The sequence below is a fragment of the Bradyrhizobium sp. GCM10028915 genome, assembly GCF_042666195.1.
GTDB classification, from domain to species: Bacteria; Pseudomonadota; Alphaproteobacteria; order Rhizobiales; family Xanthobacteraceae; genus Bradyrhizobium; species Bradyrhizobium canariense_D.
Genome location: NZ_JBHTFN010000044.1, coordinates 881,594 through 898,136, shown reverse-complemented (window position 1 = coordinate 898,136; position 16,543 = coordinate 881,594). Strand labels below are relative to the sequence as shown.

The window sequence follows — 16,543 nt, the reverse complement described above, 5'->3', positions numbered from 1 at the left end:
CCCGGGCTTGTCCCGGGCATCCACGTTGTTCGTGCCGCGCCTCAAGGCGTACATGGCCGGGACAAGCCGGCCATGACGGAGAGAGAGCGAGCCGTCTACGCCACTCGCCGTGCCGCGCCGGCTCCGGTCAAGATACCGTCGAGACAATCGATCATCTCGGCGATCTCGGCCCGCGTGACGTTCAGCGCCGGCATGAAGCGCAACGTGTCGACCTGCGGCGCGTTGAGGAGGACGCCGGCCTCGAACGCCTGCGCGACGATGCCGGGCGCGATCGGCAGCTTGAGGTCGAGCGCAAGCAGGAGCCCGCGACCTCGCACTTCCCCGAGCCCATGCCGCGCCGAGACCTTCTGCAGCTCGCTTTCGAGCAGCAGCCCGGTTTCGGTCGCCGTCTTCAGGAACTCCGGCTTGCTGACCTGGTCGAGCACCGCAAGCCCCGCCGCGCACATGATCGGGTTGCCGTTGAACGTGCCGCCCTGGTCGCCGTGCTCGAAGCAGGCCGCGCGTTCGGTCGCGAGCAGCGCCGCGAGCGGCACGCCGCCGCCGATGCCCTTGCCGAGCGTCATGATGTCGGGCGCGATGCCGGTGTGCTCGTAGTGGAAGAGCTTGCCGGTCCGGCCCATCCCGGTCTGGATCTCGTCGAAGATCAGGAGGAGGCCGTGCGCGTCGGTGAGGGCGCGCAACTCCTGCAAGAACTGATCGGTCGCCGGCCATACGCCTGATTCCCCCTGGATCGGCTCGATCATCACGGCGACGGAGTTGTCGTTGATCAGCTTTTCGACCGAGGCGATGTCGTTGAGCTTCGCCTTCTTGAAGCCGGCGACCTTTGGCTCGAACAGCGGCTCAAAGGCCTTCTTGCCCGAGGCCGACATCGTCGCCAAGGTGCGGCCGTGAAAGCCGCCTTCGAAGCTGATGATCTCGAACGCGCCACCTCGATGCAGGCTGCCATATTTGCGCGCGAGCTTGATCGCGCCCTCGTTGGCTTCCGCGCCGGAATTGGCAAAGAACACCTGGTCGAACGCGCTGTTTGCAACCAGCGCCTGCGCGAGCTTCAGGCTTGGCTCGTTGTAGAAGGCGGGGCTTGGCGTCAGCAGCCGCTTGGCCTGCGCCGCAAGCGCGTTGGCGATCGCGGGCGGGGAGTGGCCGAGGCAGTTGACCGCCCAGCCCTGTACGAAATCGAGATAGCGCTTGCGGCTGTCATCCCAGAGGTAGGAGCCGGCGCCGCGGACGAACACGGCCTTGGGCCGAGCGGCGATGTCCATCAACGCGTCATACGGATGGGTGGCGGTGGTCATGTCGAACTCCTCTGGAGGCGGGTGGAAAAGGGGGCGCGAAAAGCAAAAAGGCCGCACCTTGCGGGTACGGCCTTCTCGAAAACCTACGCTGAATTCAGTGCTTCAGCGGCGTCGTCGGACATGGCGCACCCTCTCATCGTCGCGGAAGCGACGGCGGAGCATTTCGGTGCGCTGATGGGTCCGAGCGTTGATCATGGGGCGCGGCAATACACGCGAATGGCCGGGCTTGTCAAGCGCCGCCTTGCAGACCACACGCCCAGCGTGCATGGGGCAGGAGAGAGATGGGCGGCTGGAAACCATTACGTCTCTAGCGCGTTTGTGATCAGCGAACGCGAATTGGCTCGAACCGAACGGATGACGGTTCGGACCAAGAGGGGCGGGACCAACCAGATAGTTTTAAGCCTTGTCCGACACGCCTTATTCGATCGACCTCGACAGCATTCGCGGCGCGTTTCCGCCGGGCATCGAGGCGCCGCCGCTGTTGCTGGACTTTGCCGGCTGGCTGAAGGGACGGCCCTGGGGCAGCGTCGGCTGCTTCTCGCTGCAGGGCCAGTTTTCCGATCAGGCGCCTATTGTTGACGGCAGTCCCTTGCGCGACCGGTTTTCGCTGTTCATGCGGCTGTCGGATGGCTCGGCTGTTGGCGGCTGGTATGGCGCGGGTCTCGACCGCGACAATCCGCCGATCGTGGGGCTTGGGTCCGAGGGCGATCACGAGCTGCTGGCGCCGAGCCTCGATGGTCTGCTGGCAAAACTGACATCACAGCAATTCGACAACGCTTGGAGCGATCTGAAGCCACATGACGAGGTCGAATGCCAGACGGTCGAACTCGCGCAGTGGCTGACAGGACGGCCGACCGGGGAGACGGCGGCGGCCGATAACCATCCCTCGGAGCTGCCCGACTTTCGCGGCTTCATGGAAAGATGGAGCCGGGAGCGCGAAGACTATTGGGCCAATCATCGCCTGATGGCCGAGCTCGGCTGGCGCCTGACCGCGCATCTCCCCAAGGGCAAGAACGCCTGGGACAAGACGCATTTCGAGGTCGCGATCGTCGGCAAGCAGTACGAGGCGCGCGTCCTGTCGCGCGGGCCGCAGCCGTTCGAGGAAGCCGCCTCGATCGAATCCCTGCTGCGCGATCTGCGTGAGGAGATGCGCCGCGCACAGCCCGAGCTCGGGCTGTGGTACGCCATGAAATTCGGTCTCTATGCCGACGGCCGCGTCATGCCGAACTTCGAATATGATGTGCGCCCGACCATCGAGGGCGAGCCCGCGAAGCTGTCGGAGGCGCAAGCCGATCTTGCCCGCGCCCCGCGCCCGGAGCGCTGGGTGCCGAAATGGCTGGCGGAATCTTGAAGCTCGGAGTGCCGCGACGCTGCCGCCCAGCCGGCGCGCCGAAATCTTTGCACCTTCGATCCCCCTTGACTTAGAGCGCGCTCGAAGGGGTATCTGTACGTGCGTCAGTACGAGAACGGGCACACATGAAGATCGGCGACCTCGCAAAACGGACCGGCCTGTCGACGCACACGCTGCGCTATTATGAGCGCATCGGGCTGCTTCCATACGCCGACCGGGATCGCTCCGGCCAGCGCGACTTTGACGCATCGATCCTCACATGGATCGCATTCCTTGGGCGGCTCAAGACCACGGGAATGCCGATCCGGGACATGTTGCGTTACGCGGCGCTTCGGGATGAAGGCGACGCTACCGGCACAAGCCGGCGGCAGATTCTGGAAGTCCACCGGGAACAGGTACGCACGCAGATTGCCGAACTCCAGGAATGCCTGCTCGTCCTTGATACCAAGATCGCCGGCTATGCCAGCGACGAACAGAGGACGAAGGAAAATGACGCACGCCCAAACACAAGACGAAAGCCGCTTCGATCGCGGTCAGCGGGCCCTGTCACGTATTGACGGCAGTGCCGGCGAAAAGGTCGTCGCCTCACTCGCCGACATAGCTCCGGATTTCGCACGATACGTGATCGAGTTTCCGTTCGGCGACATTTACTGCCGCCCGGACCTCGGCCTGCGCGATCGAGAGATCGCCACGATCGCCGCGCTGACGGCGCTCGGAAATGCCGCGCCTCAGCTCAAAGTGCATCTCGAGGCGGGTCTGAACGTCGGCCTGTCTCGCGACGAGATCGTGGAGATCATGATGCAGATGGCCGTCTATGCGGGCTTCCCGGCGGCGCTGAACGGGCTGTTCGCAGCCAAGGAAGTGTTCGCCGCACGCGACGAACAGCAGGCGTCGGGAGAAGCGACATGACCTCGTAGTTCGGGCACGCCCAGCCTGAACGCCGGCTGGTGGAAAATGCCTAAGGCGCGCCGGTCTTGCCGGCGTGCCGCGACCGGAATCTCAGAATCCCGCGACGCTGCCGTGGAGGTCGTACTGGTCCGCGCGCTCGATCTTGGCGGTGACGATCTCGCCGACGCGCAAGGGGCGGCGGCTCGACAGGTAGACGGCGCCGTCGATCTCGGGCGCATCAGCCTTGGAGCGGCCCCTTGCGACGGTCGGGCCGACCTCGTCGATGATGATCTGCTGGCGCGTGCCGACCTTGCGCTTCAGCCTGCGCGCAGAGATTTTCTGCTGGCGCGCCATCAGTGCATTGTAGCGCTCCTGCTTGATCTCTTCCGGCACGGGGTTCTCGATCGCATTCGCCGTGGCGCCGGCGACCGGCTCGTACTTGAAGCAGCCGAGCCGATCGATCTCGGCTTCGTCCAGCCAGTCGAGGAGATAGGCAAAGTCCGCATCGGTCTCGCCGGGGAAGCCGACGATGAAGGTCGAGCGCAAAGCGAGATCAGGACATTGCTCGCGCCAGCGCTTGATGCGCGCCAGCGTCTTGTCCTGCGCCGCCGGGCGCTTCATGGCCTTCAGTACTTCGGGGCTCGCATGCTGGAACGGGATGTCGAGATAGGGCAGCACCTTGCCCTCGTTCATCAGCGCGATGACCTCGTCGACATGCGGGTAGGGGTAGACATATTGCAGCCGGACCCAGGCGCCGAGCTCGCCGAGCTCGCGCGCGAGGTCGATGAATTTGGCGCGGACCTGGCGATCCTTCCACGGGCTCTCGGCGTATTTCAGATCGACGCCATAGGCCGAAGTGTCCTGCGAGATCACCAGCAGCTCTTTCACGCCGGCGTCGACCAGGCGCTCGGCCTCGCGCAGCACGTCGTTGGCCGGTCGCGAGACCAGGTCGCCGCGCAGCTTCGGGATGATGCAGAAGGTGCAGCGGTTGTTGCAGCCCTCGGAGATTTTCAGATAGGCGTAGTGCCGCGGCGTCAGCTTGATGCCTTGCGGCGGCACCAGATCGAGATGCGGATTGTGGGCGGGCGGCAGCGCGCGATGGACGGCGTCCAGCACGCTCTCATATTGCTGCGGGCCGGTGATGGAGAGCACGCCGGGATAGGCCTGCTCGATCTGCTCGGGTTCCGCCCCCATGCAACCGGTCACGATCACCTTGCCGTTCTCGGCCATGGCCTCGCCGATCGCCGAGAGCGATTCCTGCTTGGCGCTGTCGAGGAAGCCGCAGGTGTTGACGATGACGATGTCGGCCCCGTCATGCTTGCGGGCGAGCTCGTAGCCCTCGGCGCGCAGACGCGTGATGATGCGCTCGGAATCCACCAAAGCCTTGGGGCACCCGAGCGACACGAAGCTGACCTTCGGCGCAGCCGTCTGATCCATATCCAAATCTGCCTGATTGACAGGGTTGAGCTAGTCCCAATTGCCCATAATTACAACCCTTTGCATGGCTCGCGGGCATGCTATGGATGAATCACTGGTGGTGAGTGAGCAATGAGCGCCGAACAGTCGCCCAAAATCGTGATCGTCGACGAAAGCCCGATCCGGGCTGCGATCCTCGAAGAAGGGTTGCGGGAGGCCGGATTTACGCAGATCGTCCATATCCGCGAGATGCAGAGCCTGCTCGCCCGTATTTATGCGGTCGATCCCGACATCATCCTGATCGATCTGGAAAACCCCAGCCGCGACGTGCTGGAAGCGATGTTCCAGGTCAGCCGCGCCGTGAAGCGGCCGATCGCGATGTTCGTCGACCAGAGCGATTCATCCTCGATCCAGGCCTCGGTCGAGGCGGGGGTCTCCGCCTATATCGTCGACGGGCTGAGGAAGGAGCGCATCAAGCCGATCCTCGACCTCTGCGTGTCGCGCTTCAATGCCTTCGCAAAACTCCAGGAGGAACTGGAGCGTACCAAGTCGCAGCTCGAGGATCGCAAGGTCATCGAGAAGGCCAAGGGCATCCTGATGAAGGTGAAAGGCCTCACCGAGGACGAGGCCTATGTGCTGCTGCGCTCCACTGCGATGCGCGAGAAGAAGAAAATCGGCGAGATCGCCCAGTCGATCATCACCGCGTCGGAGATGCTGAAATGACCGCTCCCCTCCGCATCGGGTTCATTCCGCTGGTCGATGCCGCAGCGCTGATCGTTGCCGTCGACAAGGGATTTGCCGCGGCTGAAGGGCTCCAGGTCGAACTGGTCCGCGAGGTCTCCTGGTCCAACGTCCGCGACAAGCTCAATATCGGCTTGTTCGACGCCGCGCATCTGCTCGCTCCCGTCGCGATTGCGTCCTCGCTCGGGCTCGGCCACGTCAAGGTGCCGATCGCGGCGCCCTTCAATCTCGGCATCAACGGCAACGCGATCACGGTCTCGCCGGCGCTTCATACCGCGCTGATGGAGGAGATCGACGGCGACCGCTTCGATCCGCTCGCCACGGCAAAAGCGTTGGCGCGCGTGGTCACCAAGCGGCGCAAGGCTGGGGCCGATCCGTTGACCTTCGGCATGACCTTCCCGTTCTCGACCCACAATTATCAATTGCGGTTCTGGATGGCGGCGGCCGGCGTCGATCCCGACGAGGACGTGCGGCTGGTCGTGCTGCCGCCGCCCTATATGGTCGACAGTCTTGCCAATGGGCATGTCGATGCGTTCTGCGTCGGTGCGCCCTGGAATTCGATCGCGGTCGATCTCGGGATCGGCTACATCCTGCATTTCGTCTCCGACATCCTGGCCCATGCGGCGGAGAAGGTGCTGGCGCTCCGCCAGGTCTGGGCCGACAAGAATCCCGACGTGGTAGCCAGACTGGTGCGCGCGGCGGTGAAAGCCGCCGAGTTCATCGAGCATCCCGAAAACCGGACCGAAGCGGCGCAGATCCTGGCGCAGCCGGAGCGGATCGGCGTCGATGCCGAAGTCATCCAGCGCACCCTCACGGGGCGCCTCAAGATTTCGCCGGACGGCACCTTTCGCGAGAGCGGCAGCTACCTCCTGGTGGGACGCGAGGAAGCAGGGCGCCCCGATCCGGTCCAGGCCGCCTGGCTCTATGCGCAGATGGTGCGCTGGGGGCAGACGACGCTGACGCCCGACGGCGTCAAGACGGCGATGGCCGTGTTCAGGCCCGATCTCTACGACGGCGCCCTCGGGCGCCGGCCACCCGCCCAAGCCCCCGCGGCATTCGGCGCATTCGCCGGCCCCGCCTTCGATCCCGCCAATATTCGGGGGCATCTCGAGGCCTTCGAGGTGGGCCGCTGGAAGGTGTGATTCGGGTCTGCATCGTTTTTGAGCGCTGGAGATCCGAGTCTAAATTTTAGGCCGACTGCTCGAATTTCATAAGAGTTCCGGAGCCCAGAGTTCCCCGGCGCGCTCTTAATTACCTGATATCTCACACATTTTCATTTCATCGAAGCTGGCACGCAACTTGAATGTTGCAGTGCGGCCAGCCTGTCACAGATGCCTGCTGCGCCAGTCCCCAGCAACGAAGCTGTTCGGACCGCTGGGTGCGCAGCCGGCTCTCGAGCCAGCCGAGCTCCTCGCGGGTCGTGCACTTTCCGTCGATACCACCCAGGTGGCCGCAGGAGCTTCGTTACTGACCATGAAACTCGACACCGTCTCAGTCGACTTTACCGACGACCAGAAACGCTACCTTGAAGGCTTCACGACCGGTCTGCAGATCAGTCGCGTCGGTCGCGGTCTCGGCGGCGGCGCCGGCAAGGCGAACGCCGAGCCGACCGGTCCCGATGCCGTGCACATCAAGGCGCAGGACAAGGTGATCGCCGCGGGCAAGAAGCTCGCCGACCAGGAGAAGGTCAAGCGCGACGAGCATCCCTTCGATGCCTATCCGCGTCTCCGCCAGCAGGCGCTCGATAATACGCCGCCAAGCCCGGCGGACAATTTCCGCTGGCGCTATTACGGCATCTTCTACGTCGCGCCGACGCAGGACTCCTACATGTGCCGTCTGCGCATTCCGAACGGCATCATGAAGCACTGGCAACTGTCCGGCCTTGCCGACCTCGCCGATGAAACCTGCGGGCCCTACAGCCACGTCACGACGCGTGCCAATCTCCAGCTTCGCGAGATCCCGCCGAAGAACGCCGTGAAGCTGATCGAGGGCATACAGGATCTCGGGCTGTGCTCGCGCGGCTCCGGCGCCGACAACATCCGCAACGTGACGGGAACGCCGACGGCGGGAATCGATCCGCAGGAGCTGATCGACACGCGGCCTTATGCGCGTGAGTGGCATTATCACATCCTGAACGATCGCTCGTTGTATGGCTTGCCGCGCAAGTTCAACGTCGCCTTCGACGGCGCCGGCAAGATCGCGGTGCTCGAGGAGACCAACGACATCGCCTTCACGGCGTATGAGGTGAAGGATGGGTTCGGCGTCGAACCCGGGATCTGGTTCCGCCTCGGCCTCGGCGGCATCACCGGCCACAAGGACTTTGCGAAATATTCCGGCATCGTCGTCAAGCCTGAAGACGCTACCGCCGTTGCCGACGCCATCGTGCGCGTCTTCATCGAGCACGGCGACCGCACCAACCGCAACAAGGCGCGGTTGAAATACGTGCTCGACGCCATGGGCCATGACGGCTTTCTCAAGCTGGTCGAAGAGCGGCTGAAGACGCCGTTCACGCGCGTCACGGAAGAGGCGTTTGCGCCGCGGCCGGCCGCGGATCGCATGGCGCATATCGGCGTGCACAAGCAGAAGCAGGACGGCTTGAACTGGATCGGCGTGTCGCTGACGCTCGGCAAGATCAGCTGCGATCAGATGCGGGGTCTCGCCAAGGTGGCGCTGGACCTCGGTGACGGCGAGATCCGTCTGACCGTCTGGCAGAACCTGCTGATATCAGGGGTGCGTGACGAGAATGTCGAGCTTGCCGTTGCGGCGATCAAGCAGATCGGGCTCGCGGCCGAGGCCTCGCACATCCGCGCCGGCCTGATCGCCTGCACCGGCAATGCCGGTTGCCGCTTTGCCGCCTCCAACACCAAGCGTCACGCCGCCGAGATCGGCGAATGGTGCGAGCCGCGCGTCGAGATGGACAAGCCGGTCAACATCCACGTCACCGGCTGCCACCATTCCTGTGCCCAGCACTACATCAGCGACATCGGTCTGATCGGGGCGCGCGTGCCTGTCAACGAGGAGGACACGGTGGAGGGCTATCATCTCTTCACCGGCGGCGGGTTCGGTCCTGACGCCGACGTCGGTCAGGAGGTCTATCACGACCTCAAGGCCGAGGACGCGCCGAAGACGGTCGAAGGGCTGCTCAAGGCCTATATCGCCCATCGCTCGTCTCCTGACGAAACCTTCCTGTCCTTTGCGCGCCGCCACGACGGCGAGACGCTGCGCAAGCTTGCCGATGCCGAGGTGTCCTCATGAACCAGATCAGCCCTCCACCCAAACTCGACATTATTCCCACGAGCGCCCCGTTCTCCGACGCGCAACGCTCCTGGCTGAACGGCTTCTTTGCCGGGCTGCTGTCGCCTGAGGCGGCCACGCCGCTGTCGGCGGAGCAGGGCGCCGCGGTCATGCAGGCTGGTGACGGTGACGACGGTGAAGCGCCGTGGCACGACCAGACCATGCCGATCGCCGATCGGATGAAGCTCGCCGAAGGCCGTCCCGTGCGGCGCAAGATGATGGCGGCGATGGCGCAGCAGGATTGCGGGCAGTGCGGCTACAATTGCCACGACTATTCGGAGGCGATCGCGAGCCGCAGTGAAGCGCGCCTCAACCTCTGCGTCCCCGGTGGCAAGGAAACCGCACGGATGCTGAAGTCGTTGCACGAAGAGCTGGACAAGGCGCCGGCGGCAAAGCCGGCTGACAAGCAAGACGCGGTGGCGGCCCCCGCCGTGACCGTGACGATCGCCGAGCCCGGCCGCTCGCGGGACAACCCCGTTGCGGCGACCTTCCTGTCGCGCCGTCTTCTCAACAAGGGAAAGTCCGAGAAGGAAACCTATCACGTCGAGTTCGATCTCTCCGAGAGCAAACTCGACTACGTCGTCGGTGACAGTTTTGGCGTGTTCGCGCGGAACGAGCTCGGCCTCGTCGACCAGGTCATCGCGTTGCTCGGTGCCTCCCACACCACGAAGGTCAACGGCAAGACGCTGCGCGAGGTGCTGATCGACGACGTCTCGTTGTCGCCGGCGCCCGACACGCTATTCGAACTGCTCTCCTTCATCACCGGCGGCGCGCAGCGCGAGAAGGCGCGGGCGCTGGCACAGGGCGAGGATCCCGATGGCGATGCCGCAACGCTCGACGTCATGGCGGCGCTGCAGAAGTTCTCGGGCACGCGGCCGCATCCCGAAGCCTTCGTGGAGGCGCTCGAGCCGCTGCAGCCGCGGCTCTATTCGATCTCGTCCTCGCACAATGCGACGCCTGGAAAGCTGTCGCTGACGGTCGATTCCGTGCGCTACGTGATCGGCAAACGCAAGCGCATCGGCGTTGCCTCGACCTTCCTCGGCGAGCGCATCGCTGAGGGCGAGAAGCTCAAGGTCTATGTGCAGAAGGCGCACAATTTCGGCCTGCCGCAGGATCCGAAGACGCCGATCATCATGATCGGCCCCGGCACCGGCATTGCGCCGTTCCGCGCCTTCCTGTTCGACCGCAAGGCGACCGGTGCGCCTGGCAAGAACTGGCTGTTCTTCGGCCATCAGCGCAGCGATTGCGACTTCTTCTACCAGGAGGAGCTCAACGCGATGAAGACCTCGGGCCTGCTCACGCGTATGTCGCTGGCCTGGTCGCGCGACGGCGAGAAGAAGTTCTATGTGCAGGACCGCATGCGCGAGGTCGGCCGCGAGGTGTGGACGTGGCTCGCCGAGGGGGCGCATTTCTACATCTGCGGCGATGCCAAACGCATGGCCAAGGACGTCGAGCGTGCACTGGTCGATATCGTCGCCCAATTCGGGGCGCGTTCGACCGACGAAGCCGTCAGTTTTGTCGCAGAACTCAAGAAGACGGGCCGCTTCCAGGCTGACGTCTACTAGATGTCATCCCACGGTCATCCGAGCCGGTTCCAACTGGCTCGGATTTGAGCGAATAAGATTCTCGGAAGTGGCGGGCGAGGAGAATTTGCTCCTGCGATGCGGGGTTTTCAGAGAACCCGCATCGCTATTTCCGCCGGTCTCTTGCCCGCCACCCCGGTTGATCCTTCATAATCGTCCGAATGGGGCGTTGGAGATCGACCATGCGCGAACTATCGGCGGAAGCCAGGCTGCACTTCTACGCGCGCTCGCTCTCGCGGCGGACCGGTGCGAGCGTGCATCATGCCGCAATGTACAGCGCCTTCGCCGTCATCGCCGCGATCGTGTTCGGCACGCTGTCGGTACACCCGTTCTGATCACGCTCCGCGCTTGAACGGCGCGACCTCGATCCCTGCATCCTTCAAAGCCTGCCGCAGACCGCGCGCGATGTCGACGGCGCCCGGCGTATCGCCGTGGATGCAGACCGTGTCGGTGCGCATCTTGATGACCTTGCCGGTGACCGAGACCACCGCGCCGTCCTGCACCATGCGCACCACGCGGTCGGCGATGGCCTTGGCGTCATGCAGCACTGCACCGGGCTTCTTGCGCGAGACGAGATTGCCGTCGTCCTCATAGGCGCGGTCGGCGAACACCTCGTGCACCATCGGCAGATTGGCGGCTTCGCCGGCCTTCACCAGCTTGGAATTGGCGAGCACGACGAAAATCAGGCTCGGGTCGACCGCCTTGATGCCGGCGGCGATCGCCTTCGCCGTCATGTCGTCCTCGCAGGCGACGTTGGAGAGCGCGCCATGCGCCTTCACATGCGTTACCTTGTGGCCGGCCGCGGTCGCGATCGCCTGCAGCGCGCCGATCTGGTAGGCGACGAGGTTCTCGATCTCGGAGGCCTTCAGGCCCGCGATCGGATGGCGGCCGAAGCCGTGCAGGTCGCGATAGCCAGGATGCGCGCCGACCGAGACGCCGCGCGCCTTCGCCAGCTCGACCGTTCGGCGCATGATGTCGGGGTCGCCCGCGTGGAAGCCGCAGGCGACGTTGACCGAGCTCGCCAGCTCGATCATGGCGGCATCATTGCCCATCTCCCAAGCGCCAAAACCTTCGCCGAGATCGCAATTCAGATCGATCGTCTTCATGGGTTGCTCTCCGTCTCTGGTCGTCTTGTCGTTTACGGCTCGGCCGCGACCTGCCAGGTCCCGGCGTCGACGGCACTGACAGCATAGCCCGCGACGTTGGCATCGCTGAGCGCTTCGATGTTGAGCGCCACGGTGTCGGCAGAACGCAGGCGATCGGGCAGGTTGCGGATCAGCTGCGCAAATTTCTTCGCCTCGTCCTGCGCCTCGGCCATGCTGACCGCCTTGAAGCGGAACGCCGTTCCCGCTGAGGTCTGCGCGAGACGGCCGACGTCGGCCGTGATCACGGTCGCGATCTTCGGGTAGCCGCCGGAGGTGCCGCGATCCATCATCAGCGCGATCGGCGCGCCGTTGCCGGGCACCTGGATGCTGCCGTTGACCGTGCCGTCGGAGACGATGTTGTGGCCGTGCAGATGCTTGATCGCGGGACCTTCCAGCCGGTAGCCCATGCGATCGGAGGTCGCCGAGATCTTCCACTCGCTGTCGAGGAACAGCGCCTTGTTGGCGTCGTCGAACTCGTCGTCCTGCGGACCCAGCAGGACGCGGATCGGACCGCTCGACGGCTTCGGGAGTTCGATGCGCTGTTCCGGTGCACCGCTTGCGGCATCGACGCTGAATTCGTCGTCGGCCTGCAGCGGGCGCGGGTAGGGGCTGCCGAGACCGGCACGGGCGTTGACTGCGAGACTGCCGAACACCGGCTCGCCCTTGATCCCGCCTTCGATCGCCAGATAGGTGAACGCACCGCCGCGAGCAAAACCCAGCGTCAGCGTCTCGCCGTCTTTCAACGTCACCGATGTGTCCGTGGCGACCGGACTGCCGGCGATGTCCGCATTGCGCGGCGCGCCTGAGATCGCGACGCGCACGGCACCGTCGCGCGCGGTGAACGCGGCGCCGAACGGGCCGACCTCGACAGCGGCTGCGAACGGTTCGTTGCCGACAAGCGTGTTCGCCGCCGCGAGCGACAGGCGGTCCATCGCTCCGCTGACCGTCAGGCCATAGCGTTGCGCGCCATGGCGTCCGCCGTCCTGGACCGAGCTTGCCGGCCCGATGCTGGCGATCACGAGCCGGCTCATGCCACCACCTGCTCGGCAATGATCTCGCCGGCCTCGGCAGCGCGGTCCTGTTCCTCGAATGTCTTGTGGTCGATCGCGAAAAACGTCACGCGATCGCCGGGTTCGGTGAGGAAGGTCGGATTGCGGTGGAGCTGATAGGTCCGCACCGGCGTGCGGCCGAGCAGGTGCCAGCCGCTCGGGGCCGCCAGGCACTGGATTCCGGCCTGGATGCCGCCGATCGAGATCGTGCCGGCAGGCGTCAGCAGCCGTGGATTCTGCCGCCGCGACATCTGCAGGGATTTGTCGAGGCCGCTGAGATAGGACCAGCCCGGCGTGAAGCCGATCATGGCAACCTTGTAGTCGCCGGCGACGTGGCGCGCGACGATGTCGTCGGGTGTGGTGTTCAGCGCCTTCGCGACGTCCTCGAGGTCGATGCCGTGCTCGCCGCCATAGGCGACGGGAATTCGCCATCGGCGGGCCTTGGTGGCCGGCGGCAGCGGCTGGCTGGCGAGCGCGAGCAGCTTTTCGCCAAGTTCATCAAAGCCGATCTTGCCGGGATCGTAATGCACCAGCAGCGAGCGATAGGTCGGCACGGACTCGGTGATGCCATCGATCGGACTCGCAGCGAGCGCCTTGTCGAGCGCCAGCACGCGCTGGTTGGCGTCGTCGTCGATGGTACGGCTGAACTCGACCGTGACGGCGCTGTCGCCACTGGGCAGCAGGCGGGGCGGGGGAAGCGTCGCGGACATGGGCTGTCGAAATCGGGCTTCTGGAGATACGCGGGCTCGGCCTTGAGCTCCGCTTGTCCCTGCTTCGCGTAAATGCGCCCGCAAGTCCAATAAATTAATGCAGGGGGAGGCGATAAACCCTTGTTATCGCGACGCATAACTGCGCTGCGGCCCTGCATGATTGGTATCCTATTGGCCCTTGACGCAAGGCCCGCACCCCGCAAGATGCGCGCGTTCTTTCCCGCCCATCCGGAGCTCGTCTGTTTCCATGTCGCTGTCCCCCGAAGCCCGCAAGACCCTCGCCGGCATCACCACTGCCACCATCACCACGGTCCTGCTGAAGAAGGGCCTGCGCAACATCTGGATGCGCGGCGCGCGTCCGCTGCGTCCGGGTCTGCCGCGCCTGGTGGGACCGGCCTTCACGCTGCGCTTCGTGCCGGCGCGGGAGGATCTGGCGACGCCGGAGTCATGGTCGTCGCCGATCTCGACCCGCACCGCGATCGAGGCAATGCCGGAGGGCTGCATCGCCGTGGTCGACGCCATGGGCATCACCGACGCCGGCATCTTTGGCGACATCCTATGCGCGCGCATGATGAAGCGCGGCGTCACCGCACTCGTCACCGACGGTGTCGTGCGTGACGTCGAGGGCGTGCTCGGCACCAACCTGCCGGTCTGGTGCGACGGCTATGCCGCGCCGCCGTCAGTCGCCGGTCTGACCTTCGTCGGCTGGGGCGAGCCGATCGGCTGCGGCGGCGTTGCGGTGTTCCCGAACGACATCGTTGTTGCCGACCAGGACGGCTGCGTGCTGATCCCGCAGGCGATGCTCGAACAAGTGCTCAACGAGGGTGTCGAGCAGGAGCGGATGGAAGCTTGGATCGTCAACGAGGTGAACAATGGCGCGGTGCTCCCGGGCCTCTATCCCATGAACGCCGAGACCAAGGCGCGCTACGCAGCAAGCAAGAAGTAATCGGGAAAGAAGCGAGGTAATCCCAATGGAGATCACTGTTGCAGGCACGCGGCTGACCCGCCGCGCGCCCAAGGAAAATTTCACCGGCACCGTCTGGCAGGACCCGGTGATCATGGCGCCCGCGCCGGCACGGCTGAACTGCTCGCGTGTCTCGTTCGAGCCTGGCGCACGCACCAACTGGCATCATCATCCGCTCGGGCAGACCCTCTACGTCATCTCCGGTGTCGGCCGCGTTCAGACCAAAGGCGGGCCCGTCAGGGAGATCCGTCCCGGCGACACCGTCTGGATTCCGCCGGGTGAGGTGCACTGGCACGGCGGATCGCCGACCAACGGCATGTGCCATATCGCCATGCAAGAAGCGCTCGACGGCGTCTACTCGACGTGGCTGGAGCCGGTGAGCGACGCGGAGTATGGGGCCGCGTTGGGCTAGCTCTCGTGCCCCGGACAAGACGCATCGCCCCGCGGCGATGCGTCGCCGATCCGGGGCCCAAAACTTTTGACGGCATCAGGACTGCTGAGTCCCGGCTCTGCGCAGCAACGCTTCTCGTCGCTGCTTGTCCGGGGCACGACACCTTACATCCGCTCGGCGGTCCACGTTCCCGTGCACATGCTGCCGCGCCACGTGCCGGAGCCGGAGGTGCCGCTGAGGCGGCCGAAGCCGACGGCGCGCTTGATGCCCGTGCTCAAGGTGACACTGATGCTGCCGGCATCCGCGACGCGGCCCGACGCCGTCACCATTGCGCTGCTCGAGGCGATCTGACCGTTGTTGATGCCGATGGCGACGGTCGAGCCGTTGCCGCAGGTCTCGCTCGATGACGAGATGCGGACATTCCATGCGCCGTCGAATGTGCTGGCGCTGGCCTGCGCGGCCGGCAACGCGATGACTATGATTGTGGCGAAGAGAGCCTTGCGAAATCCGTTCATGACACGCCCCTAGGGTTGATCATGCGGGGATCGTGTCACGGACGCGGAACCGGCGATGTGAGGGCTGTCACGCGCGCGACGGGCTCTGTGATGTCGCGCACATCCCGGAAATCGAGGGGCAAAAGCAAAAGGGCCCGCATTGCGGGCCCTTTGTCTCGGTCAGAGTGTCGCGGGAAGTCAGTTCACCCGCGTCCAGGTCTGGCCGCCGCAGAACATGCCGCCGAAGGCGCAGCCCTGCACGCGCAGGCGATCGGTGCCCTTCAGCGCGATGGTTGAATCGTAGGTCGAGCCGGAGTTCGGATCGAGGATCCGGCCGGACCATTTTGGGTCCTTGTTCTGGTCCTTGCCGGGCTTCATATTGATCAGAACCTGCTCGCCATTCTGGTTCGATTTCGAATCGACCGAGTAGCCGCAGAGATTGCTGCCGCATTGCTCGATGCGGACCTTGCCTTCCTTCTCCTCGGTGAGCCAGACGCCGAGCGGTGAATTGAGGTCGCGCGTGGCCGCGGTTGCGGGAGCCGGCGGCGCGACGGCGGCCGACTGAACGGGAGCAGGCGCCGGGACGGGAGGCGGAGATGGAGCCGGCGGCGCGACTGCGACCATCGGGGCGGGCGGTGGAGGCGGGGCGGGCGGTACTGCGGCCACGGTCGGGGCAGCACTTGGGGCCGGCTGAGGCGGCGGCACAAGCGCCTCTTCGGCCGGAGCCTTGTTAGCCGTGGTGGCCGGAGGCGCTGGCGGGGCAGGAGGCGCCACGGCCACGGGGGCTTGGACGGGAGCTTGGACAGGGGCCTGCTCGGCCGCCGGCGGCGCCGTGACAGGTGTTGGGGCCGGCGCCGGATTGGCAGGCGGCTGCGGATCAGCCTTGGCCTGTTGCGGTGCCTGCGGGTCCGCTTTGGGAGCCCCCTTGGCATCGTTCTTGGCTTTCTTCGCCTTGCCCTGGCCGGTGTTGTCGTAGACGCCGGGGATTTGCACCGTGCCGCGGTCGGGATCAATGCGGATGGTGCGCCCGCCATAGTCGAAGGTGTACTGCGCCTGCGCAGCGGTGCTCGCCAAAAGGAATGCGGCCGTGGCCAACAGCTTCCTCATTTCGCATCTCCTGAAACAGGTGGTCCCCGCACCGACGCTTACGCCCCGGTTCGATCGCAAAAAGTGATCTAGATCACTGTCACCGTATGAGTCGTGGCTTCTGCGTTTCGGGTTCAAT

17 protein-coding genes are annotated in these 16,543 nt (G+C 65.0%); 10 read left to right on the top strand and 7 right to left on the bottom strand.

What is annotated here, in order from left to right:
• Nucleotides 1-95 precede the first annotated feature (95 nt).
• Nucleotides 96-1,292: an acetylornithine transaminase gene (locus tag ACFQX9_RS24455; RefSeq protein ID WP_377790912.1), complete on the bottom strand. Its 1,197-nt coding sequence runs from the start codon at nucleotides 1,290-1,292 to the stop codon at nucleotides 96-98.
• Nucleotides 1,293-1,695: 403 nt separating this feature from the next.
• On the opposite strand from ACFQX9_RS24455, the gene ACFQX9_RS24450 reads away from it, so the two are divergent.
• The 3 genes from ACFQX9_RS24450 to ACFQX9_RS24440 all read left to right on the top strand — a co-directional run bounded on the left by ACFQX9_RS24450 (nucleotide 1,696) and on the right by ACFQX9_RS24440 (nucleotide 3,552).
• Entirely contained in the window at nucleotides 1,696-2,643 is a 948-nt protein-coding gene (locus ACFQX9_RS24450) for a hypothetical protein (RefSeq protein WP_018457920.1), read from the top strand.
• Between the two features lie 125 nt (nucleotides 2,644-2,768).
• Entirely contained in the window at nucleotides 2,769-3,200 is a 432-nt protein-coding gene (locus ACFQX9_RS24445) for a MerR family transcriptional regulator (protein ID WP_018457919.1), read from the top strand.
• Nucleotides 3,133-3,552, top strand: a complete 420-nt coding sequence (locus tag ACFQX9_RS24440; protein ID WP_026233462.1) for a carboxymuconolactone decarboxylase family protein — start codon at nucleotides 3,133-3,135, stop codon at nucleotides 3,550-3,552. The genes ACFQX9_RS24445 and ACFQX9_RS24440 overlap by 68 nt, the downstream gene beginning before the upstream one ends.
• Nucleotides 3,553-3,642: 90 nt before the next feature.
• Here the strand turns inward: ACFQX9_RS24440 and rimO are convergent, their stop codons facing one another.
• On the bottom strand, nucleotides 3,643-4,968 hold the full coding sequence (rimO, locus tag ACFQX9_RS24435) for a 30S ribosomal protein S12 methylthiotransferase RimO (protein ID WP_018457917.1): 1,326 nt from the start codon (nucleotides 4,966-4,968) through the stop codon (nucleotides 3,643-3,645).
• A gap of 111 nt (nucleotides 4,969-5,079) precedes the next feature.
• Between rimO and ACFQX9_RS24430 the strand changes: the two genes are divergently transcribed.
• The 5 genes from ACFQX9_RS24430 to ACFQX9_RS24410 all read left to right on the top strand — a co-directional run bounded on the left by ACFQX9_RS24430 (nucleotide 5,080) and on the right by ACFQX9_RS24410 (nucleotide 10,900).
• On the top strand, nucleotides 5,080-5,670 hold the full coding sequence (locus tag ACFQX9_RS24430) for an ANTAR domain-containing response regulator (RefSeq protein WP_007590901.1): 591 nt from the start codon (nucleotides 5,080-5,082) through the stop codon (nucleotides 5,668-5,670).
• Entirely contained in the window at nucleotides 5,667-6,830 is a 1,164-nt protein-coding gene (locus ACFQX9_RS24425) for a CmpA/NrtA family ABC transporter substrate-binding protein (RefSeq protein WP_085353090.1), read from the top strand. The genes ACFQX9_RS24430 and ACFQX9_RS24425 overlap by 4 nt, the downstream gene beginning before the upstream one ends.
• Before the next feature lie 331 nt (nucleotides 6,831-7,161).
• Nucleotides 7,162-8,943, top strand: a complete 1,782-nt coding sequence (locus ACFQX9_RS24420; protein ID WP_018457915.1) for a NirA family protein — start codon at nucleotides 7,162-7,164, stop codon at nucleotides 8,941-8,943.
• Nucleotides 8,940-10,547 carry a sulfite reductase subunit alpha gene (locus tag ACFQX9_RS24415; RefSeq protein ID WP_018457914.1) on the top strand — a complete coding sequence of 536 codons (1,608 nt, stop codon included), beginning with the start codon at nucleotides 8,940-8,942 and terminating at the stop codon, nucleotides 10,545-10,547. The genes ACFQX9_RS24420 and ACFQX9_RS24415 overlap by 4 nt, the downstream gene beginning before the upstream one ends.
• A 200-nt stretch (nucleotides 10,548-10,747) precedes the next feature.
• On the top strand, nucleotides 10,748-10,900 hold the full coding sequence (locus ACFQX9_RS24410; RefSeq protein WP_007590908.1) for a hypothetical protein: 153 nt from the start codon (nucleotides 10,748-10,750) through the stop codon (nucleotides 10,898-10,900).
• Here the strand turns inward: ACFQX9_RS24410 and ACFQX9_RS24405 are convergent, their stop codons facing one another.
• Genes ACFQX9_RS24405 through pxpB form a run of 3 tightly spaced genes read right to left on the bottom strand, consistent with a single transcriptional unit; the run spans nucleotide 10,901 to nucleotide 13,469 of the window.
• Complete coding sequence (locus tag ACFQX9_RS24405) at nucleotides 10,901-11,671, bottom strand: LamB/YcsF family protein (protein WP_018457913.1); 771 nt, start codon at nucleotides 11,669-11,671, stop codon at nucleotides 10,901-10,903.
• A 32-nt stretch (nucleotides 11,672-11,703) separates the two neighbouring features.
• Complete coding sequence (locus ACFQX9_RS24400; protein ID WP_018457912.1) at nucleotides 11,704-12,741, bottom strand: biotin-dependent carboxyltransferase family protein; 1,038 nt, start codon at nucleotides 12,739-12,741, stop codon at nucleotides 11,704-11,706.
• Nucleotides 12,738-13,469: a 5-oxoprolinase subunit PxpB gene (gene pxpB, locus ACFQX9_RS24395; RefSeq protein ID WP_085353084.1), complete on the bottom strand. Its 732-nt coding sequence runs from the start codon at nucleotides 13,467-13,469 to the stop codon at nucleotides 12,738-12,740. Before pxpB ends, ACFQX9_RS24400 begins: the two co-directional genes overlap by 4 nt.
• A 247-nt stretch (nucleotides 13,470-13,716) precedes the next feature.
• Here pxpB and ACFQX9_RS24390 point away from each other — a divergent pair, with 247 nt between their 5' ends.
• Nucleotides 13,717-14,415 (top strand): ribonuclease activity regulator RraA, encoded by a 699-nt coding sequence (locus ACFQX9_RS24390; protein ID WP_018457910.1) that lies wholly within the window; start codon nucleotides 13,717-13,719, stop codon nucleotides 14,413-14,415.
• 25 nt (nucleotides 14,416-14,440) lie between these two features.
• Entirely contained in the window at nucleotides 14,441-14,845 is a 405-nt protein-coding gene (locus ACFQX9_RS24385) for a cupin domain-containing protein (protein ID WP_018457909.1), read from the top strand.
• 143 nt (nucleotides 14,846-14,988) lie between these two features.
• Here ACFQX9_RS24385 and ACFQX9_RS24380 read toward each other — a convergent pair whose 3' ends face one another.
• Entirely contained in the window at nucleotides 14,989-15,339 is a 351-nt protein-coding gene (locus tag ACFQX9_RS24380) for a hypothetical protein (RefSeq protein ID WP_377790903.1), read from the bottom strand.
• 177 nt (nucleotides 15,340-15,516) lie between these two features.
• Complete coding sequence (locus tag ACFQX9_RS24375) at nucleotides 15,517-16,425, bottom strand: DUF2147 domain-containing protein (RefSeq protein WP_085353083.1); 909 nt, start codon at nucleotides 16,423-16,425, stop codon at nucleotides 15,517-15,519.
• Nucleotides 16,426-16,543: the final 118 nt, after the last annotated feature.